This window comes from Corynebacterium sp. HMSC064E08 (genome assembly GCF_001811805.1).
Lineage (GTDB): Bacteria > Actinomycetota > Actinomycetes > Mycobacteriales > Mycobacteriaceae > Corynebacterium > Corynebacterium jeikeium_D.
In genome coordinates, this window is sequence record NZ_KV806698.1 from 264,042 (window position 1) to 283,527 (window position 19,486).

Here is a 19,486-nt window from a genome sequence, read left to right on the forward strand (position 1 = left end):
TTTCCATGCCTTCCATTTATCCAATACCTGATTCCCAGCGGTTCAACATCAAAGGAATTCTGGCTATTACCTGCGTTGGCCCACCTTCGGGAGAGTGCATGGTCATCGCACCGTCGAAAGTGGCTAGACGCTCTTTCATACCCCGCAAACCGCGCCCCAATTTTGCGCCGCCAGGGCCTTGGTCCGTAATTGAAATATTCAGTGTTTGATCCGAGGTGAGCAGCACAGAAACAGGAGCGTTCGGTGCATATTTCGCCGCATTAGTCAGCACTTCTGCACAGAAAAAATACGCCGCGGCGAGCACACTTTCTTCCAATTCAGGCAGGGGATAGGGAGTGTGCACAACAACGTGAGGGCCGTATCCTTCAGCAATCTCTTCAACAGCCGCTTGCAGACCGCGATCGCGCAACACCTGCGGGTGAATTCCGTGGACTGTCCGCCGCAAAGCGCGTAATCCATCCTCCAAATGGCCGCGAGTTTCCGCGAGGAGCTGCATTAATTCCTCATTGCCAGTATTGGATGCCTCCAATTCTGCAAGTCCCAATTTCATTGAAGCTGCAACAATGTATTGCTGAGCTCCGTCGTGGAGGTCATTTTCAATGCGGCGACGTTCAATCTCGAAGGCTTCGGCAATTGTTCGTCGTGAAGCGGTAAGTTCGGCGATGCGAGCGGCGGCGGATTCCTCGTAGCTGCGTTTATGCGCTTTTTCGCGGCGGTTCGCGCCGATATATTTGCGGAAATAATCCTTCAGCTCCATAGTTTCCTATGGTACGAAAGCTCTGTCTACGGAGGAATTAATTTCCGGCATAGTAGACCTAGCACTACCGCAAAAGGAAAGTGGGCACGGTGTTGAAATCGCCTCCGTGCGAGTGAAATGAGTGCCATGACAGACAACAACAGCCCAAGAAACGCACGACTTTGTATTCGTGACATCACTAAGTCCTACAATTCAGCTCCCGTTCTCACCGGCATTTCGCTGACCATTGAGCCCGGCGAAACCGTGGCAGTCATGGGACCGTCAGGTTCTGGTAAGTCCACGCTGCTGCACTGCATGTCCGGCGTGTTGCTGCCGGACGACGGCGACGTCATCTTCGGTGACACAAAGATTAATTCGCTTTCTGATGCCGACCGCTCCGCCCTCCGCCTGCACGACTTCGGCTTCGTCTTCCAAGACGGCCAACTCCTCCCCGAACTGACCGCCCGGGAAAACGTTGCTCTGCCAATGATTCTGCAGGGCAAGAAGCGCTCGAAGTCACTCGCGCTTGCCGACGATGTCCTCAGCCGCCTGGGCCTAGAAGACCTAACGCGCCGTCGCCCAGGACAGATGTCCGGCGGCCAAGCACAGCGTGTAGCAATTGCCCGCGCGATGGCCGGCGAGCCAGGTGTCATCTTCGCCGATGAGCCGACTGGCGCGCTGGACCAGTCCACAGGCCATGAGGTCATGCAGCAGCTCACCGCGTTGGTGGAGCAGACTGGCACGACATTGGTGATGGTCACGCACGATGTGAAGGTGGCCGACTGGTGTCGTCGACGTGTGGAGATCCGCGATGGCCTGATTCACGACGACCGCATGCTGGCAGGAGCGGAGGTTACAAAGTGAGCACCGTAACTGAAGCACCAAAACCCCAGAGAATTCGTACCGGCGCACTAGCGGACTTGAGCACGCGGCTGCAGCGCGCCGGGCGTGAATCGCATTCGGGAAACGGCTGGTTGTCCGCACTGTCCGTGGTAGCTATGACCGTGAGTACCTGGTTGGCGTTGGTCGTCGTCGGTGGCACGGCGATGTTTTACCGCCGTTGGCAGGCTGAGCCACAGTTGCCGCCGAACCCAACGCCCGAGGATTACATGAATCAAGGTCAGGGCGAGATGTACCTGCAGTTGGCACTCGTGGCCTGTGTTTTTGTGATTCCGGCAATGGTTTCGCTCGTGGCACAGTCGGCGGTGCTTGGCGCTGCGGGACGTGAGCAGAGGTTGGCAACTCTGCGCTTAATTGGTCTCTCCAACGGGGCAATTACGCGCATGGTGATTATCGAAACCCTCGTATTGGCAGCTGTTGGGCTTGTGGTGGGCACGTTGTTGTCGGTGGCCACTGCGCCATTCTGGGCGATAATCAAGTTCGACAATGACTACCTGGATACCTGGGACATGTTGCTGCCCTGGTGGGGCTACCCGCTGGTTTGGGTAGCAGTGGTGCTACTCGCACTCTTTGCCGCTGTGGTCGGTTTGCGAAGGGTGATGATTTCACCACTCGGCGTTAGCCGCAAGGAAGTGCCCAAGTCGATGAAGGCATGGCGCATGATTGTGGCCGTTGTTATCGGTGCGATCGTCCTGTACGTGATTGCCAACTCCAATATCGCGGGTGGAACCGTCACTGCCACGCTTGGTGTCGCAGCGATGATGTACCTGATGGTCTGGGCAATTGGCCTGGTGGCGCCTTTCTTTATCCAGCTTGTTGCCCGCATCTCCAGCTTCTTCGGTACGTCAAGTGATTTTGTGGCGACGCGACGAGTAGCGACTAACGCTAAGGAATCGTGGCGTCGAGTAAGTTCCATGGCCTTCCTGTCTCTGCTGCTTGGCTACACAATGATGGTGCCTGGCGAAGACAAGATTGAAGAGGTTGCAGATGTCACGTTCGCGCACGATATTGCAACCGGTGTGACTATCACTTTCGTAATCGGTTTCATTCTGCTGCTGGTGTCAACGCTTCTGACTCAGGCCTCAGCCGTCTATGAAGAGGCATCGCTGACAAAGGCGCTGGACTTCATCGGGACGCCAATCAACTTCCACCGCACGGTCACTTTCAAGCAGACATTCTTTCCCATGCTTGCGACCAGTATCTTCGGCTTTGTCATGGGTGCGCTGTTGGGAGCCACCATGTTCGGACCGATTGCGAACGAAATCACGTTTGGTCAACGCTCCCTTGTTGTTGCGCTGGCGTATCTCGTGGGAGTTGTATCAGTTGGCGCTGTGACCTTGGCGGTTGATCCGCTTCGCCACAAGTTGCTGGGTCGCCAAATCCGTCACAACGACTAGTCACCATTGCAACGACTAGTCGCCATTAAAAGGGCAGTGGAGTGGCCGGGCAGTGGTGCTCGGTGCTCGGCCAGTTCCTTAGGGTTCAACTTGAGGATTAGAGCCTGTAACCAACTGTGGTTCATCTGATAACCAAGCATTCATCTCACAACCACGTAATTTCTACCTCTGACTTTTAGCCTGAGGGCATGCGTACCTACGTGCTTGATACCTCGGTCCTGCTGTCCGATCCCCACGCCACCAAGAAGTTCGATGAGCACCAAGTTGTGCTTCCGCTGGTCGTGGTGAGTGAATTGGAGGCCAAGCGCCACCACCCAGAGCTGGGGTGGTTCGCCCGAGAAGCGCTCCGTTTCCTCGAAGAGCTGCGTTACCGCTACGGCCACCTGGACCGGCCTGTGCCCGCCAATGATCTTGGCGGGTTTATGCATATTGAGCTCAACCACTCCGATCCCTCCATCCTTCCCGCAGGCTTCCGCACCGCCGAAAACGATCACCGTATTCTCGCTTGCGCCCTCAATCTTCAGCACGATGGCCATGATGTCGTGCTGGTCACCAAAGACATTCCGCTTCGCGTCAAGGCTGGTGCGGTCGGCTTGCCTGCCGACGATTACCGCGCCCAAGACGTCGTTCTGACTGGGTACTCAGGAATGGTGGAAGTGGACGTCGACCCGGAGGAAATTGATCGTCTCTTCGCCAATGGCTTCCTTGAGCTCGAGCAGGTTCAGGATCAGCCGCTGCACTGCGGTGTGCAGCTCAGCGCTGGTAGCCAGTCTGCGCTGGCACGGGTGAGCGCCCCGGGCGTCGTCAAGCTTGTGCGGGGCGATACGGAGGCGTTTGGCCTGAAGGGGCGGTCGGCGGAGCAGCGTGTGGCGCTTGACCTGCTGTTGGATGACTCGGTAGGGATTGTGTCCCTCGGTGGCCGAGCCGGTACGGGTAAGTCGGCGCTTGCGCTGTGCGCGGGACTGGAGTCGGTGCTGGAGCGCGGACTGCATCGCCGGATCGTGGTGTTCCGTCCGCTCTACGCGGTAGGTGGTCAGAACCTTGGCTACCTGCCAGGTAGCGAGGACGAAAAGATGAACCCGTGGGCGCAGGCTGTTTACGACACCCTGGAGGGATTGGTTTCAGACAACGTGATGGATGAGATTGCCTCGCGCGACATGCTGGAGGTACTGCCGCTGACTCACATTCGCGGTCGTAGCCTGCATGACAGCTTCGTGATTGTCGATGAGGCACAGTCGCTGGAGCGCAACGTACTGCTGACGGTGTTGTCGCGTCTTGGTAGCAATTCCCGGGTCATCCTTACGCACGACGTGGCGCAGCGTGACAACCTGCGCGTCGGCCGCCATGACGGTGTGCAGGCGGTGATTGAAAAACTCAAGGGCAACGAGCTTTTTGCACACATCACGCTGAAGCGCTCGGAGCGCTCGAAGATTGCGGAGCTCGTGACGGGGCTGCTCGATTAAGAGTAAGCTTGTGAGGCAGATACGTAGGAGCTGTTCCTGCGGTTACTTTCACTCGGATCGTTCGGCACGTACCTGCCGATGAAAGGTTTGTATTCACATGGCTACTGTGACTTTTGCTGATGCCACTCGCATTTACCCCGGTGCGACGAAGCCTTCTGTGGACAAGTTCAACTTGGAAATTGCCGATGGCGAGTTCCTGGTTCTGGTAGGCCCCTCCGGTTGTGGTAAGTCCACAACACTGCGCATGCTTGCCGGTCTGGAAGAGGTCAATGAGGGCAAGATTTTCATTGGTGATCGTGATGTGACCAATGTCTCGCCCAAGGATCGCGATATTGCGATGGTCTTCCAGAACTACGCCCTGTACCCGCATATGACGGTGCGCGAGAACATGGGCTTCGCGCTCAAGATTGCTGGTGTGGACAAGGACGAGATTGACCGTCGTGTCGAAGAAGCTGCGAAGACCCTGGATCTAACTCAGTTCCTGGACCGTAAGCCTAAGGCTCTGTCCGGTGGTCAGCGTCAGCGTGTGGCAATGGGGCGTGCGATTGTGCGCAAGCCGCAGGTGTTCCTGATGGACGAGCCGTTGTCGAACCTGGACGCGAAGCTGCGTGTTCAAACCCGTACTCAGATTGCGGCCATGCAGCGTCGGATGGGTGTGACCACCATGTATGTCACCCACGACCAGACTGAGGCGCTGACCATGGGCGACCGCATCGCGGTCATTAACTTCGGTGTTCTGCAGCAGGTCGGTACCCCGCGCGAACTCTACGAAACCCCGGCAAACGAATTCGTCGCGGGCTTCATTGGCTCGCCTGCGATGAACCTGGGCACGTTCAACGTCTCTAATGGTTACGCCACGTTGGGCGAGGCCAAGATTAAGCTGCCGGACGCCACACTTGCTGCAATCACGCCGGAGGATCAGAACCAGATTATCGTGGGCTTCCGTCCGGAGGCATTCGACCTGGTCGAGGGCCCGGGAGATGACGTCATTCCGGTGCAGGTTAACTTGGTCGAGGAATTGGGCTCCGATGCATTCATGTATGGCGATCTCGTCGGTGGCGGAGCATTGAGCTCCGGATCTTCCTCTAACCCGGACGAAGAGGAACACGGTCAGGTGGTTATTCGTACCGCCCCGCGCACCGCGCCGCAGTTGGGCTCGGTAGTTTACGGCAAGATTCGTCCGGGCATGCTGCACCTGTTCTCGAAGTCGACTGGTATGCGCCTTCCGGCCTAAACTCTTTCGTTTAGATGAAATGAGTAGCTGGTAGGGCAGTGGGACAGTAAGACAGTTTTAGGAGCCACCGTGTCGGAAACTATGAAAATAGCCGCGACAACGGTGGCTTCAAAGCTTTTGCGCCTTCCTTGGCATATACCTCTGGAACAGTGGCCAGACGATTTGTTAGCCGCCCTACCTCAGGGAATTTCGCGGCACATTGTTCGATTCGTCAACTTGGATGACCGCGTCATTGCAGTGAAAGAAATTGGTGAGTTCACTGCTCATCATGAGTATCGAATGCTGCGTGACCTGGTCAGGCTCGGTGCTCCATCGGTTCGCCCGCTTGCGGTCATTACTGGCCGCAAGGATCCAGATGGCGAACCGTTAACTGCGGCACTCGTCACAGAACATCTCGAGTATTCGCTGCCGTATCGTGCAGTTTTTTCTCAACAGGTCACCCGCGAAACTGTGGTCCGCCTGATTGACTCGCTGGTAGTCCTGCTAGTTCGGTTACATCTCCTTGGTTTTTACTGGGGCGACGTGTCACTGTCGAACACGTTGTTTCGTCGTGACGCAGACGCTTTCTCCGCCTACCTTGTCGACGCGGAAACGGGAGATTTGCAAGGCACACTCTCAGATTCCCGCAGGCTTTACGACGTTGACGTTGCCCATACCAACATCATCGGAGAGCTCATGGATCTGCAGGCCGGCGGATTCCTCGATCCTGAGTTGGACGTAATTGCGGTGGGTAGGCGCATTATTGAGCGTTATGAGGACCTGTGGCAAGAGCTGACGGGGGAAGAATCTATTGGTGTTGAGGAGCCTTGGCTTGTCGATGAGCGGATTCGCAGGCTCAACGACCTCGGTTTCGATGTTGGCGAGCTGAAAGTCACCAGTGATGGTGGCCGCGTTGTGTTCCGACCACGAGTGGTTGACGCAGGGCATCACCATAGGCAGTTAATGCGACTGACGGGGTTGGATGTTCAAGAACGGCAAGCGAGGCGGATGCTCAATAGTATGCAGACCTTTCGGTTGGCGGAAGGTCTTGAAGGGGTTCCGCTAGAGCAGGTTGCGCACCGATGGCTGCGTGAAGTTTTCGAGGCCACAATCCTGGCTGTGCCCGAGGGGCTGCGTGGAAGGCTGCAGGATGCGCAGGTTTTCCACGAGGTCTTGGAGCATCGCTGGTACATGGCAGAAAAACGCCGTGCGGATGTGCCGCTTCAAGAAGCGGTGCAGAGCTACGTAGACCGAGTGTTGCCCGGGCATCGCGACGAGTCCGTATATCTTCCGGCGAGCGATGAGGTCGAGTAGCTCTCTAGAAGCAGACTGTCGAGCGTACGATTATTTCAAAAGTGACAAGTAAACGACTCGCCAGGATATTATAAAAATATACATTCACGCCAAACAGGGGTGCTTTTGGTGGTCCGGTGGTTGTCGGGTCTGCGTGTGATTGTCGCGGCCAGGTGCTTACTTTGGTGCCGGTAGGCGGCTCTGTTCAGCGAAAACAGCTCGAAAACAGCTCAAATTCTAGGTGTGCTTTCGAGAGCTTTTGCTATTTTTCTCCTTTGCATTTGTTCACAGCTGGCTGAAGGCCAACCTAAATTGGTTTTGGTCAAGTAAGATTTTGGTGAGACCGAATACCCGCGTGGGTGGCGTCGAAGTTCGCATGAAAGGCTACTTCTAGCCGCAGGGCGGGATAATCCAATTAGGCCACGGCTGCTGGCAAATATTCGTCCGAATTGCTCGGAGGATGCCATTGAAGTGGCCTTTCTTCTCAAGGGAGAAAATATAGTGAAGAACTTCAAGCGCCTTTCAGCTCTGTGTGCAGCAGGCCTGATGGCAACCGCTGGTTTGGTTGCGTGCTCGAGTGATGATGCGGTTGCAGATGGTGGTGTCTACTTCCTTAACTTCAAGCCGGAGCAGGATGCCGCATATCAGAAGATTGCGAAGGCATACACTGACAAGACTGGTGTCCAGGTCAAGGTCGTTACTGCTGCTTCGAATTCCTATGAGCAAACTCTGAAGGCCGAGATTGGTAAAAAGGACGCGCCAACACTGTTCCAAGTCAATGGTCCGGCGGGCCTGCGTACTTGGCAGGAATACATGGCAGACATGTCTGACACTGAGATCGCACAAAACCTCAACGAGGGCATCGAGCCGCTGAAGGGCGAGGACGGCAAGGTATACGGCGTCCCGTTTGCAGTCGAGGGGTTTGGCCTGATCTATAACGAAGAGATCATGGACAAGTACTTCGCGCTGCCCGATGCCAAGGCCAAGAGCATCGACGAGATTAAGGCCTTCGGAAAGCTGAAGGAAGTTGCTGAGGACATGCAGGCCAAGAAGGACAAGCTGGGGATTTCCGGCACCTTCGCTTCCACCTCGCTTGCATCCGGTGAGGATTGGCGCTGGCAGACACACTTGGCCAACGGACCGGTTCATTATGAATTCGAGGACCTTGGCACCAAGGAAACCGCTGATGTGAAGTTCAAGTACAACAAGGAGTTCAAGAACCTCTTTGATCTGTACCTGAATAACTCCACTGTCGAAAAGACTCTGGCCCCGTCGAAGGCTGTGTCCGACTCGATGGCGGAATTCGCCCAGGGCAAGGCCGCTATGGTTCAGAATGGCAACTGGGCATGGTCCCAGATCAACGATGTCTCCGGCAACGTGGTCAAGCAGGACAAGATTAAGTTCATGCCTATGTACATGGGCCTGAAGGACGAGGATAAGACCGGCATCTCGGTTGGTACTGAGAACTACCTGACGGTCAACTCCAAGGCTTCGGAGGCTTCCCAAAAGGCAACGAAGGACTTCGTCAATTGGCTGTTCAACACCGATGAGGGCAAGAAGTACGTCGTCGAGGATCTCGGATTCATCGCTCCGTTCCAGAACTTCACTGAAGCCGACACTCCGAATGACCCGCTGGCCAAGGAAGTGGCCGCAGCAATTGAGAACGAGGACCTGACCACCATCCCGTGGGACTTCCAGTACTTCCCGTCGCAGCAGTTCAAGGATGATTTTGGCGCAGCGCTGGCGCAGTACGCTTCCGGAAAGATGCCGTGGGACAAGGTTGTCGAGACTTTCGCCGACAGCTGGAATGCGGAATCTCCGAACAATTAAATACCAGCAAATCAATGGTGATCCATTCCATCGGTGAGTGTGAAGCGAAAGCTTCTCGCGCATGAACAACCGACGGAATGAGTTCATCCAATGGCAAGGCGGAGCTCGGGGCTCGGTGACCTGTTAAACCGGTCTCGAGGCACCGGGCTCCGCCTTTAGCTTTAGGAGCGGTGTTGTAGATGCAAGCAACATTGAAAAAGTATTTCCCAATTTTCGTGCTACCCACGCTGATTGCCTTTGCAATCGCGTTCCTGGTGCCGTTCGTTATCGGTTTCTTCCTATCATTTACTGACTTCACAACCATCACTAATGCGCAGTGGGTTGGTATCGAGAACTACCAGAAGGCCTTTAGTGAGCGCGAGGGCTTCGTCGCCTCCTTCGGATTCACTCTCATGGTGGTTGTTGTTTCCATCATTACTGTGAACTTGTTCGCGTTCTGGATCGCATGGATTCTGACGCGCAAGCTGAAGGGCACGAACTTCTTCCGCACAGTCTTCTTCATGCCGAACCTTATCGGTGGCATCGTGCTCGGTTATACCTGGCAGTCGATGATTAACGCCGTGCTGGCATCGTACGGTACGACGATTGTGTCCGACTGGAAGTTCGGTTACGCCGGTCTGATCATCCTCATCAACTGGCAGCTGGTCGGTTACATGATGATTATCTATATTGCCGGTCTGCAGAATGTCCCACCGGAGCTCATCGAAGCTGCGGAGATTGATGGCGCCGGACGCTGGGAGATTCTGCGGCACGTTACTATCCCGATGGTCATGCCATCGATTACCATTTGCCTCTTCTTGACCCTGTCGAACACTTTCAAACTCTTCGATCAAAACTTGGCCCTGACCAATGGTGCGCCGGGTTCAGAGACAGAAATGGTTGCTCTGAACATCGTCAACACCATGTTCAACCGAATTGGTGTGGAGGGCGTTGGTCAAGCCAAGGCAGTAATTTTCGTCGTCGTGGTCGTAGCGATCGCGATGCTGCAGCTGCGTGCTACTCGCAGCAAGGAAGTGGAGGCATAAATGTCTGTCGACGCTGCAATGACCACTGAAACGGCCACCAAGCTCCCCAAGGCCAAGCCCGCTAAGCAGGACGAGGCCAAGGTGGGAGGCGTATCTAAGGTCATCATCTACGCGATTCTGGTGTTTTTGACCGTCGTGTTCTTGGGGCCAATCGCGTTCATTATCTTCAACTCGTTCAAGTCCAAGTTCGCAATTTCAGATAATCCCTTCCAGCTGCCACTAGGTGACATGTGGGTCGGGTTCGAAAACTACGCCGTCGGCCTGATGAAGGAGGGCTTCGGCTGGGCGATCGTGTGGTCCTTTGTCATCACGATCCTCTCGGTTATTGCGATTGTGTTCTTCTCTGCGATGACGGCTTACTACATCACGCGAGTGAAGACGTGGTGGACCTCGCTGCTGTATTACCTGTTTGTGTTCTCGATGGTCATCCCGTTCCAGATGGTGATGTTCCCGACCGTCAAGATCGCCGACATGCTGCATTTGAACAACCCAATCGGCATTGTGGTTCTCTACTTGGGCTTTGGCTCCGGCCTGTCGGTATTCATGTTTGCCGGCTTCATCAAGTCCATCCCGATTGACATCGAGGAAGCCGCGATGATTGATGGCGCATCTCCGATGCAGAACTACTTCCGCATCGTTTTGCCCATGCTCAAGCCGACTGCAGTGACAGTCGCCATTCTGAACGCGATGTGGGTTTGGAACGACTACCTGCTGCCGTACCTGGTCATCGGCTTGTCCACTAAGTACAAGACCATCCCGGTTGTCGTGCAGAGCTTCGTTGGTTCCAACGGTAACCGTGACCTTGGCGCGATGATGGCAATGCTGGTGCTCGCAATCATTCCGATTGTGATCTTCTACGTCGCCACCCAGAAGCACATTATCGAGGGTGTTGCTGCGGGTGCCGTTAAGGGATAGCTGCCTAAGCGTTAGCGCATAGGGCACCAAGCACCGTGTTTTACGAAAGCGAAAGCCTCAACCGCGTAGGTTGAGGCTTTCGTCTGTTAATCAGCCTTTATTAGGATATGAACCCGTGGATAGATTTTTCAGCACCGATACAAAGTTCTACGCAGCCTGGTCGCTGTTAGCAGACCTTGTAATCATCAACCTGCTGATGATCGTCGCATCCATCCCGATAGTCACTGCAGGCGCCGCAACTCGCGCTGGAGTAGTGGTCGCTCGCGATATGGTCCGGGACGAAGGCTCGAGGCCCGTCCGGCGCTTCTTGCGCGCACTGTTGGACAATTGGCGCACACCAACCGTGTGGTGGCTATTCACCGTGGTTCTCGCCAGTGGCATTGGCTATGAGTTTTACGTTATCTCCCGCGCGGACCTCGGCACTGTCGGCCTGATCTTCGCCGCAGGAGTTACCTCCGGGGCGCTAATCCTGCTGGGAATTACCGCGTGGGTCTACTCGCTGTGCTCGCTTTCCGACGGTCAGTCGTCGCTACGCCGAACCCTGGCAACGGCCACCAGCATGACCGTCAAAAACCTGCCGCGGACTGCGCTCGCAGTTTTGGCGCTTCTCATCGTGCCCGCGGCCATATTCTTTTTCCCGGCGAAAATCTACGCGATTGCTACCTATGTCTTCCTCATCGGGTACGCGTTGAGTTGGTACTTGGTGATGCTGGCGCTTGAGCCCGTTCTGCCAGACAATGCTGGGTAGGTTCTCCCGCTGGCCCCACTGGCCCGGCTGGCACTGACTTAATCGGTGCCAGCTCGCACACCAGGCTGTTGACAATTCTTAGCCCGCGTACTCTTTCACAGAGGGAAAATCCTCCGCCTCGACCATCTCCAGCAGTTTTTCGCGACGTGCAAAAGCGGAGCATGCGCCGACCGCCTGTACAGCTGCTGCGCCTGCTGCGGTGGCCAGGGGTACGGCGTCGTAAAGCGAGGTGCCCTTAGCCAGTTCCGCGGTGAGCGTGCCGACGAACGCATCACCGGAGCCAGTGCCGTCGACAATCTTCTCCTCTGGCAGCTTGAGCGCGGGGTGCTCGTAGATTGTCGGCTCGTCGTCGAGACCGTCGGAGTGCTGTGCGAAGAGACAGCCGTGGTCGCCGCGGAGCATGACGACGCTGGGGCAGTACTGCAGAAGCGCCTCGAGCTGTGCGCGGTAGTCGGTAGCGCGGATGCCCTCGGCGATGTCCAGGCGACGGATTGTTTCCCAGGCGCCCTTCATGTTGACGATCAGCGGATCTGCATGGTCAATCAGGGCAGGTGTAACGGTTACGACCGGATTGAGGTTCAGCACCAGTCGCGCGCTGTACATGGATGCGACGGACGCGATGGCCTCAGTTGCTTCCGGGAGGAGCTCGCCCTGCGCGAGCACGACATCCGCTGATGCGAACTCGTCGACGAAATCGGTGGGGTCCGTCAGTGCGTCGGCACCACGCTGGACAAAAATCACCGGGCGACCCTTGCGGTTCGTTGCGACGAAAGCGCTGCCGGTCGGCAAATCCCAGGAAGTCTGAATGGAGTGGACATCTACGCCGTGTGCGTTGAGTTCCTCGACCACGAAATCCGCTGCGCGGTCCTCGCCAACAGTTCCGGCCATGATTGCACGGACACCGTTATAAGCGATAGCAACGGCCTGGTTGGCGCCCTTACCGCCCAGCGAATTGGTGCCGTCATCAACGATGAGCGTGCCACCTTCTGCGGGGACACTATCGACCTGTACCAGGGTATCTAGGTGGATAGAGCCACATACAACAACGGTTGGATTCTCATTCAGGTCAGGAATCGGCTGCATAAAAATATAGGATAGTCGCGAATTCAAATCCGCGTTGGCTTCCCCGGTGTCCCGCCCACCAGAACGCGTGAATCGATGCCCTACAATCGATGGCTATGGCAAAACTGTACTTCCGCTACGGAACCATGAACAGCGGAAAATCCATCGAGGTCCTCCGCGTCGCGCACAACTACCGCGAGCGCGACATGCGACCGTTGATTGCCAAGCCGGCCGTCGATACATTGGCTGACGGCGACGTGCACTCCCGCATCGGAATCGCGGAACGCGCGCACCTCATTCACGACGGCGATGACCTCTCCTCGCTTGCCGACGGCCACGATTGCCTAATCATCGATGAAGCACAGTTTCTTACCCCTGGCCAGGTCGATCAGTTGCTGGGCATCACCCTGCGCGGTACCCCGGTGCTCTGCTACGGCCTGCGTACCGATTTTCGAACCCACGCCTTCCCGGGCTCCCGGCGATTGCTCGAAGTTGCCCACACCATTGAGGAAATCAAGACAATTTGCACCTGTGGGCAGAAAGCGATTTTTACTGCGCGGTTGAATCCGGACGGCAGCATTATTCTCGACGGCGAGACCGTGGAAATTGAGGCGCTCGAAGCGCCGAAGTACATCTCCCTATGTGCCAGCTGCTACAACCGGATGTCGGGTAAGTGGGCGTGAGGTGACTGGGGCGGGGCTTTCACGAAACCTCCTGACCAGTTATACCAGGTCTGCGGTTACGCCCTGGTTACACCGAGTTCCGCCTCTTGTCGCACGGCAATAGTCAATTAAATGCCGTGAACAGGCGCTCTGTCTTAGAATTCGGTGTCTGAAAAATCCGTCTCCGTCTCATCTTGCCTCTTGGCAAGCTCCACATTCCAACGTGCACGCTCGACAAGTTCGTCAAAGGTGAGCACCTCCGGTGACCTGAGGTTGGAGCGGAAACTTTCAAAGCTGCGGAACTTCGCGTCAATTCGGTTTCCATTAGCGCTGCATAAGTCGCTCATGGAGCCAATCACCAGAAACGAGCGTGGCTCGACCAAGTATGCACCGTCGCCAGTGTTGCCTCCCTCGTCGTCCCTCTCGGCAATCCATCCGGCGAGGCCCTCCTTGGCGGCTCGAACCGTTTCTTGGGCCTGGGCTATCGCGCCGGAGAACTCGCGGCTGATTGCGTAAACATCACTGCGGTATTGGTCCCGCGTCAGCAGAGGCGTGTTCGGGTGTTTAATCTCCGCTAGCGCCACTGAACGCAGTAGACCGTTGGACACTAAGAAGGCATCAGCGCGCTTACCGGAGGTGTGCAGGTTTGCTCCGCGAACTGTTTGCTCAAGTTTTCCCTCGTCCCAGGTAGTGTAGAGCCTGCCTCCGAGGCCAACTCCGAGGACCCATGGGTTAGCTTCGAGAAGGTTTTGCCACGCCTTCTCAGCGCCACCTGCCGCGGCTTTCGCTTCGGCAAACGCCTCGTCGTCATCGAGCCACGACTGCATAGTGTCAACGATGTCGCGACGATTCTTCAGTTCCTTAATCTCAGCGGCCGAGGTTTCGGTTTCCACGAGTGTCTGGATTGCCTCGGGGTCTTGTTCGTACAGCCGCTGAAGTTCGCTCTGGTCGTCGATGATGCGTGTGAGAACGTCATCGTCAACTCTGGAGGTTTTCTCGCCGGTAACGGGAATCGAATCGAGGCTGCGGATGAGGTCGATAAGTTTGTTCGAGCCTTCCCGGTTCAAGATGATGAGGTCATCGAGTTTCGGGTCGTTCGGGTCTTTCCTTTGCGCTTGAATTCGGATCTCCCGAACTACGCCAGGTTCCCGAACGACGTGGACTTTGAGCTGGCGACGCCTATATTCCATGTGTGCCGGAATTTCTGTCACTTCCGCCCTCTCCTGACCGGTAAGACCCAGCTCTGGGGTGTTCGTCTTCTCAAAAACCTTCCAGACGTATCGCGAGGGTTTGCCCTTGTCGCGGTTGGAGAAGTTTTCGAAGCTGCGCGACAAATATGTTCTGTGTTCCAGCCGGCCAAGGAAAAAGTCCACGTCGGTTGGCTCGGTAGAAACGAGTCTGGCGAAACCCTCTTCGTCAACATGGTGGTTCACGTCGCGGTCTTTCCTTCCCGCCGCGGTATACGGACAGAGAGTAACAGGTCGGGTTGCTTCCCGGGCGGCGGTGCCTAGTACAAGACGGCGCGACTATTCAACCGAGTCATCAGCAGGAAACTGCGGGTTTTTCTTCCTCTGGTAGGCAGCGGTGTCCACCGTTTCGATCACCGAGCGGGTTGCGTCCACGACGCGCAATGCGGTGACCATTTCGCGCAGATAGGCGGACTGCTTGTTCGTCCAGCCGAGCTCGGTGGCGTAGAAGTCGCCAAGCGAGTCGGAGTGGCCCTCGTTGAGTAAGTTCCAGGTGTCTAGGTCAATAAACTTCTCCGGCTCGATGGTCACCGTCAACACGCCCTCGCTGTAGGTGACATCGGTGACGACCTTGGCTCGGACAACGCCTGCTTCAGCGCGTTCGTTCAGCCAGTTTTGGACAATGGTGTCCGGGGCGGGAAAAGACATTGAGTGCTCCTTGGTTGAGTTGTGTTGGAGAGGGGACAGCACCGAGGTTAGCGACGGTTTCGACGTGGGGGCGAAATGCGTCAATCATATATTCTGCCAGGGTTGGAAATGTCTCAGGGCGAGAAAGTCGCTGCGTGTGGCGGTGTGAGCGACGGGGGCAGGTCGTGGCAGGAGGGAAATGACCTCTGTTTGTATAAACGCGGCCGCATGTTCCAAACTTTGAGTTCAATACTTCTCATCGTCGGTTTTCTTGGGGAATCGACTTACGCTGAACGAAACCGTCTGGTCAAAAGTCCAGGTTCGGGGTCGTTTGAACAAGTTTGAGCAGTGTGAAACCTGATGGGTTCTTTTTCGCCGAGAAGGCTTTATTGGAACAGGTTAGCGACGTGGAGAGATTGCCAAGAAGTCCGTGTCGTTGCTAGCAGCCGTAGTCATGGCGGGGCGCTGTCGTTGGGGTTGCCGGGTGCTCGGGCAGGCGGACTCGCGTACCACATTTACTTCGAGAAGCGGTCCGAGGTAGATGAACTGATTGCTCGGTCTGCATTTATGGTTGAGTATGAGAGCGACAGTTAGGATTTTGTAGTTTCCGACAATATGGCTTTTACGATTATGGCTGCCTTGCGGATCCTGTGTTCAACCAGAATTCGATAGTGAGAAACGTCGACTGGGGGAAATGGAGTCTTCACGTACCAGGGCAGAACCTATGAAACCAAGGATGATCTAGACGCGGAATCTGGAAGGTCCAGGGCCAGAAGTTTCATACCAGAAAACCTGACCATCACTGAAGTAGGAACGCCTGAGGGATGCAGGCCATGTCAAGGACAGGTTGCTAGTGCAGCGTTCAGGGGTGATTACGAGGGTGTGCAACAGGGAAACTACTTTGTGAAGGAGTCAGGCGGTAAAGAGGTGATTCGAGATGAGGTTTTCTCAACCATCCAGGACGATGAAAACTTAACCACCTATAGCGAAGCTTCCGTGGAATTTGACGATATTCTCTTTCCAAATCACCAAGATGGCACCGGGTTCATAGGGTGAATTGTCGGGCGTGTGTATCCGGCATTCTGATTCGAGGATGGGAAAATTGCTCTTCCGGACATGTTCGGCTCAGCGCTTTTTCTGCCGGTCACAGCCTTTAAGAACTGCAATATCCCCACCCTGTCCCCTCTGCAGTAACCGAAACGCCAGAACCGTCAATGACCACAGTTACGCTACCGGCGACAACCGTAACCCTCTCGTCCGACGTGACCACAACGATCACGCCTCCGGCGGCCACTGTTACTGAGATCCCAATCAAGTCGCGGAGACGACCATGCTCGCGTAGAAGACCGTTTCGAGCGGGTTTCGACCGCTATGATCAAAACAAGAAGGAGACCGTCAAGGGTTCGCCTGGGACCGTGACCAAGACCGAGCAGCAGGGGCCAACGACGGTGACCGCCATCCTGGGGAAAGACATCGAGACTGTGAAGGTTCCGGATGAGAAGACCGGTGTGGTCAAAGCCCAGCCGGGTGAGCCGACTACCGTCCGCGAGACTATAACGGAGATGCGGAAGCGCACTCGGATGTGCAGGCCGTCGTCGGAGAATCGGCCCAAACACTCCGGTCGTTGACACCCCTGCCCTTATCTAGGTGTTTAGGTGCCGGTGTCCATTAAAGTGGGCACTTTCCCGTTTCGTGCTGCGAGTCTGATGCCACTGGGTCATAATGAGCATGTCCCGCCCAACATCCCCCCCGAGGGTTGGGACATCCCCTAGTGGCCCCGCAGTTACAGCGCTAAACTCCCCCCCCCCTGAGCGCTTCTGCGGGGTCGCGTCTTTTCCTCCTCCTGCGCAGGGGGTCGTAAAATGACGCCAATGCGTTGCAAGTTGTGGCATCGTGTTAGTCTTTCGTCATGACAAACTATGGTCCCGACGAGGCCACCGGCCTCTACGACGTGAAGCGCCTTGCCGCGCTCTTGGGTGTGACTCCAGCGACCATTCGCACCATGCGTTCACGCAACCAGCTCCCCGTGGCAACGAGCGAGAACATTAATGGCGGCGCGGTCTGGGCACAAGAAATTGTCGACGCGTACTTCGCTCCTAAACGAAACAACGTCGCGGGGGTCGAACCGGACCCAGAGCTGCCCCAGGTCGTTGACCTGTTTTCTGGCTGCGGTGGGCTGTCTCTAGGCTTCCAGTTCGCGGGGTTCGACGTGATCCACGGCTTCGACAACTGGCAATGCGCCGTGGACACCTATACCGCCAACCTCGGCCACGACGGGACGCTGCTTGATTTGAGTGACGTGCAGGAGACCATTCGCGTGCTGAAGCCTACCTTCGAAGCCGCGGAGAACACGCCTGCGATTATCGGAGGCCCGCCGTGCCAAGACTTCTCCTCAGCCGGCAAGCGGGTAGAAGGCCAGCGTGCTGACCTCACCGAAAAGTACGCCTACGTCGTCTCGTACTTTGAGCCGCCGTTCTTCGTCATGGAGAACGTGGCACGAGCCAAGGGCGCGGGCGCGTACCAGCGGGCACTAGACACCCTGCGCGCCTCGGGGTACTTCGTGGATACCATTGTGCTTAACGCTGACCGTTGCGGTGTGCCACAGACGCGCAAGCGCCTCATTGCCGTTGGCTTCAAGGATGAGGCGAAGACCAAGCGCATTATGGAGCTCCTGGTCGAGAACCAGTCTGACACCCCCATGACGCTTCGAGACTACTTCGGTGACCGTCTGGGCACTGACCACTACTACCGCCACCCGCGCTCCTACGCGCGCCGCGGCGTGTTCTCCATTGACGAGCCGTCACCGACGGTACGAGGAGTCAACAGGCCTATTCCTGCCGGTTACCCAGGACATCCAGGAGACTCCGCCCCAGTGGCCCAGGCGAGACCCCTGACAACCGCTGAACGTGCGGAAATTCAGACGTTCCCGCCAGGGTTCACCTTCGTCGGCTCTCGCACCAATACGGAGCAAATGGTCGGCAACGCCGTGCCGGTGCGCCTCGCCAAGTTCATTGGTGACCAGATAGCGACCGCTTGGAAGGAAGACCTCTAGTCAGTCAGGTCAACGTCTGCGGGGTTGTCGCCCTGCTTGACGGCCTTTTCAACCTCAGCTTCGGCCTGCTCAAGCTGCCTGTTGATGATGTAGTGCGTCATTAACGCACCGTCGAGGCGGCGCTCCGGGGCGAGCACCTTAAACGCCTCGGGAGGCAAGATATTCTCCACCTCTGTGCGCTTGACCCGCGGCCGCTGGAAGTTGTCGCTGTCGAGCATCTCGGTGGCGCGCCTGGTAAACGACGCGGACTTGTCGGACTGGAGTCCGAAGTTGAGTTTTGTGGTGATGTCAACGAATTGCAGCGAGTGCTGGACTGAGTAGTCGTAGAGCGACTTCACTAGCCAGATCACCGAGCGGTACGGTCGGCTGATCTTCTTCGCTTTGTTCTTCGCAGTCTGGGTGAACACAGACAATAAGGCCATATCAGTGACGACGAATACGTCGAAAGCGTTCTCGTCTAGGCGAGGCGTTTGGCCTTCGGTGCGCCACTCGGCAATGACCACCAACGGGGTCTGCTCTTCGATGCCGTTTCGGATTATGTTCTCCGCGGCCTCGATCACCGCGTTTTTGTTTTCCATCATCACCCCAGCAGAAGACCAGTCGAGATCCTGCGGGGTACCCAGCGCATCGACAATGATCTGTCGCAAGGTGTCGCGCTGCTCAATGCCGTACGACCGGGCAATGGAAAACGCCAGCTGCTCGATAGAAGCCGGCCGGATAACCAGCTCGCACCATTGCTTCTCGCGCGGTTTGCGAGCCGAGCCGGATGTCGGAACAACAACCAGTTTGATTTCGAACGCGCTAGTGTCTTCACCCCCTACGTCCCTCACAACGACATCCGAACCGTTGGGCGTGACGTTGGTGTACTTCGCGTACTCGCTATACGTCGTTTCGAAATTCCACTCCGCGGTTTTCGGGTCGGAGCCGATGATGTCTTTCCAGGCGGTGTCGGTGTGCTGGGTGGTTATTGCGCCATCATCTGTGACCGCTGCGGACACGACCGGAATGGGAAGTTTCCTCTCACGGTCGATGTAGTTCGCCAGCGACAGCGGAAATGCGTTGGTGAAGATGTTCTTCCCCAAGAACTTCGGGTCGTCCGAGTCGTGGTTGGTACGCTCCATGCCGTAGAGCAGAGCCATGCGTTTCTCCTTGTCACAAAAAGTGGCACAACACCCATGAGTATGGCGTCGCAACTTCGAGGGTTGGGCGTAGGCAACCGGGGACAGGCCAGCATTGCACCTGAAATGGGGGAGGTGGGACAAGAAAAGCCATTTCGGGAGAAAGACTTCATGCCGAAATGCCGCTGAAACCAGTCG

17 protein-coding genes are annotated in these 19,486 nt (G+C 56.4%); 12 read left to right on the forward strand and 5 right to left on the reverse strand.

Going from position 1 to position 19,486, the window contains the following annotated elements; all coding sequences use genetic code 11:
- Window positions 1-16: 16 nt before the first annotated feature.
- Window positions 17-757 (reverse strand): sensor histidine kinase, encoded by a 741-nt coding sequence (locus HMPREF2820_RS04405; protein WP_083308420.1) that lies wholly within the window; start codon window positions 755-757, stop codon window positions 17-19.
- A 126-nt stretch (window positions 758-883) separates the two neighbouring features.
- Between HMPREF2820_RS04405 and HMPREF2820_RS04410 the strand changes: the two genes are divergently transcribed.
- The 9 genes from HMPREF2820_RS04410 (at window position 884) to HMPREF2820_RS04450 (ending at window position 11,520) form a co-directional block, all read left to right on the forward strand.
- The gene (locus HMPREF2820_RS04410) at window positions 884-1,600 is read left to right on the forward strand and encodes an ABC transporter ATP-binding protein (RefSeq protein WP_042389415.1); all 717 of its coding nucleotides are present in this window, start codon (window positions 884-886) and stop codon (window positions 1,598-1,600) included.
- The gene (locus tag HMPREF2820_RS04415) at window positions 1,597-3,033 is read left to right on the forward strand and encodes an FtsX-like permease family protein (RefSeq protein ID WP_070549793.1); all 1,437 of its coding nucleotides are present in this window, start codon (window positions 1,597-1,599) and stop codon (window positions 3,031-3,033) included. The genes HMPREF2820_RS04410 and HMPREF2820_RS04415 overlap by 4 nt, the downstream gene beginning before the upstream one ends.
- Window positions 3,034-3,221: 188 nt before the next feature.
- Entirely contained in the window at window positions 3,222-4,496 is a 1,275-nt protein-coding gene (locus HMPREF2820_RS04420; protein WP_070602972.1) for a PhoH family protein, read from the forward strand.
- Between the two features lie 97 nt (window positions 4,497-4,593).
- A complete protein-coding gene (locus HMPREF2820_RS04425; protein WP_070602974.1) occupies window positions 4,594-5,730 on the forward strand; it encodes an ABC transporter ATP-binding protein in 1,137 nt (378 codons plus the stop codon).
- 81 nt (window positions 5,731-5,811) lie between these two features.
- Window positions 5,812-7,023 (forward strand): DUF4032 domain-containing protein, encoded by a 1,212-nt coding sequence (locus tag HMPREF2820_RS04430; RefSeq protein WP_172620277.1) that lies wholly within the window; start codon window positions 5,812-5,814, stop codon window positions 7,021-7,023.
- A 525-nt stretch (window positions 7,024-7,548) separates the two neighbouring features.
- A complete protein-coding gene (locus HMPREF2820_RS04435) occupies window positions 7,549-8,832 on the forward strand; it encodes an ABC transporter substrate-binding protein (protein WP_088611979.1) in 1,284 nt (427 codons plus the stop codon).
- 179 nt (window positions 8,833-9,011) lie between these two features.
- Entirely contained in the window at window positions 9,012-9,857 is an 846-nt protein-coding gene (locus HMPREF2820_RS04440) for a carbohydrate ABC transporter permease (RefSeq protein WP_016423090.1), read from the forward strand.
- Between the two features lie 18 nt (window positions 9,858-9,875).
- Window positions 9,876-10,772 (forward strand): carbohydrate ABC transporter permease, encoded by an 897-nt coding sequence (locus HMPREF2820_RS04445; protein WP_042389412.1) that lies wholly within the window; start codon window positions 9,876-9,878, stop codon window positions 10,770-10,772.
- 115 nt (window positions 10,773-10,887) lie between these two features.
- The gene (locus tag HMPREF2820_RS04450; RefSeq protein WP_070602977.1) at window positions 10,888-11,520 is read left to right on the forward strand and encodes a MusI family membrane protein; all 633 of its coding nucleotides are present in this window, start codon (window positions 10,888-10,890) and stop codon (window positions 11,518-11,520) included.
- Window positions 11,521-11,598: 78 nt separating this feature from the next.
- On the opposite strand, the gene HMPREF2820_RS04455 is transcribed toward HMPREF2820_RS04450, so the two are convergent.
- Entirely contained in the window at window positions 11,599-12,603 is a 1,005-nt protein-coding gene (locus tag HMPREF2820_RS04455; protein ID WP_070602978.1) for a PfkB family carbohydrate kinase, read from the reverse strand.
- 95 nt (window positions 12,604-12,698) lie between these two features.
- Here HMPREF2820_RS04455 and HMPREF2820_RS04460 point away from each other — a divergent pair, with 95 nt between their 5' ends.
- Complete coding sequence (locus tag HMPREF2820_RS04460; RefSeq protein WP_070602981.1) at window positions 12,699-13,265, forward strand: thymidine kinase; 567 nt, start codon at window positions 12,699-12,701, stop codon at window positions 13,263-13,265.
- Between the two features lie 134 nt (window positions 13,266-13,399).
- Here the strand turns inward: HMPREF2820_RS04460 and HMPREF2820_RS04465 are convergent, their stop codons facing one another.
- The gene (locus tag HMPREF2820_RS04465; protein ID WP_070602983.1) at window positions 13,400-14,677 is read right to left on the reverse strand and encodes a Shedu immune nuclease family protein; all 1,278 of its coding nucleotides are present in this window, start codon (window positions 14,675-14,677) and stop codon (window positions 13,400-13,402) included.
- Between the two features lie 93 nt (window positions 14,678-14,770).
- A complete protein-coding gene (locus tag HMPREF2820_RS04470; RefSeq protein WP_070602985.1) occupies window positions 14,771-15,139 on the reverse strand; it encodes a proline racemase in 369 nt (122 codons plus the stop codon).
- A gap of 1,394 nt (window positions 15,140-16,533) precedes the next feature.
- On the opposite strand from HMPREF2820_RS04470, the gene HMPREF2820_RS04475 reads away from it, so the two are divergent.
- Window positions 16,534-16,746 (forward strand): hypothetical protein, encoded by a 213-nt coding sequence (locus HMPREF2820_RS04475; RefSeq protein ID WP_070602987.1) that lies wholly within the window; start codon window positions 16,534-16,536, stop codon window positions 16,744-16,746.
- A 281-nt stretch (window positions 16,747-17,027) separates the two neighbouring features.
- Window positions 17,028-18,170, forward strand: coding sequence for a DNA (cytosine-5-)-methyltransferase (gene dcm, locus HMPREF2820_RS04480; RefSeq protein ID WP_083308421.1), 1,143 nt, complete (start codon window positions 17,028-17,030; stop codon window positions 18,168-18,170).
- Here dcm and HMPREF2820_RS04485 read toward each other — a convergent pair.
- Window positions 18,167-19,309, reverse strand: coding sequence for a HindVP family restriction endonuclease (locus tag HMPREF2820_RS04485; RefSeq protein ID WP_070602989.1), 1,143 nt, complete (start codon window positions 19,307-19,309; stop codon window positions 18,167-18,169). The genes dcm and HMPREF2820_RS04485 overlap by 4 nt on opposite strands.
- Window positions 19,310-19,486: the final 177 nt, after the last annotated feature.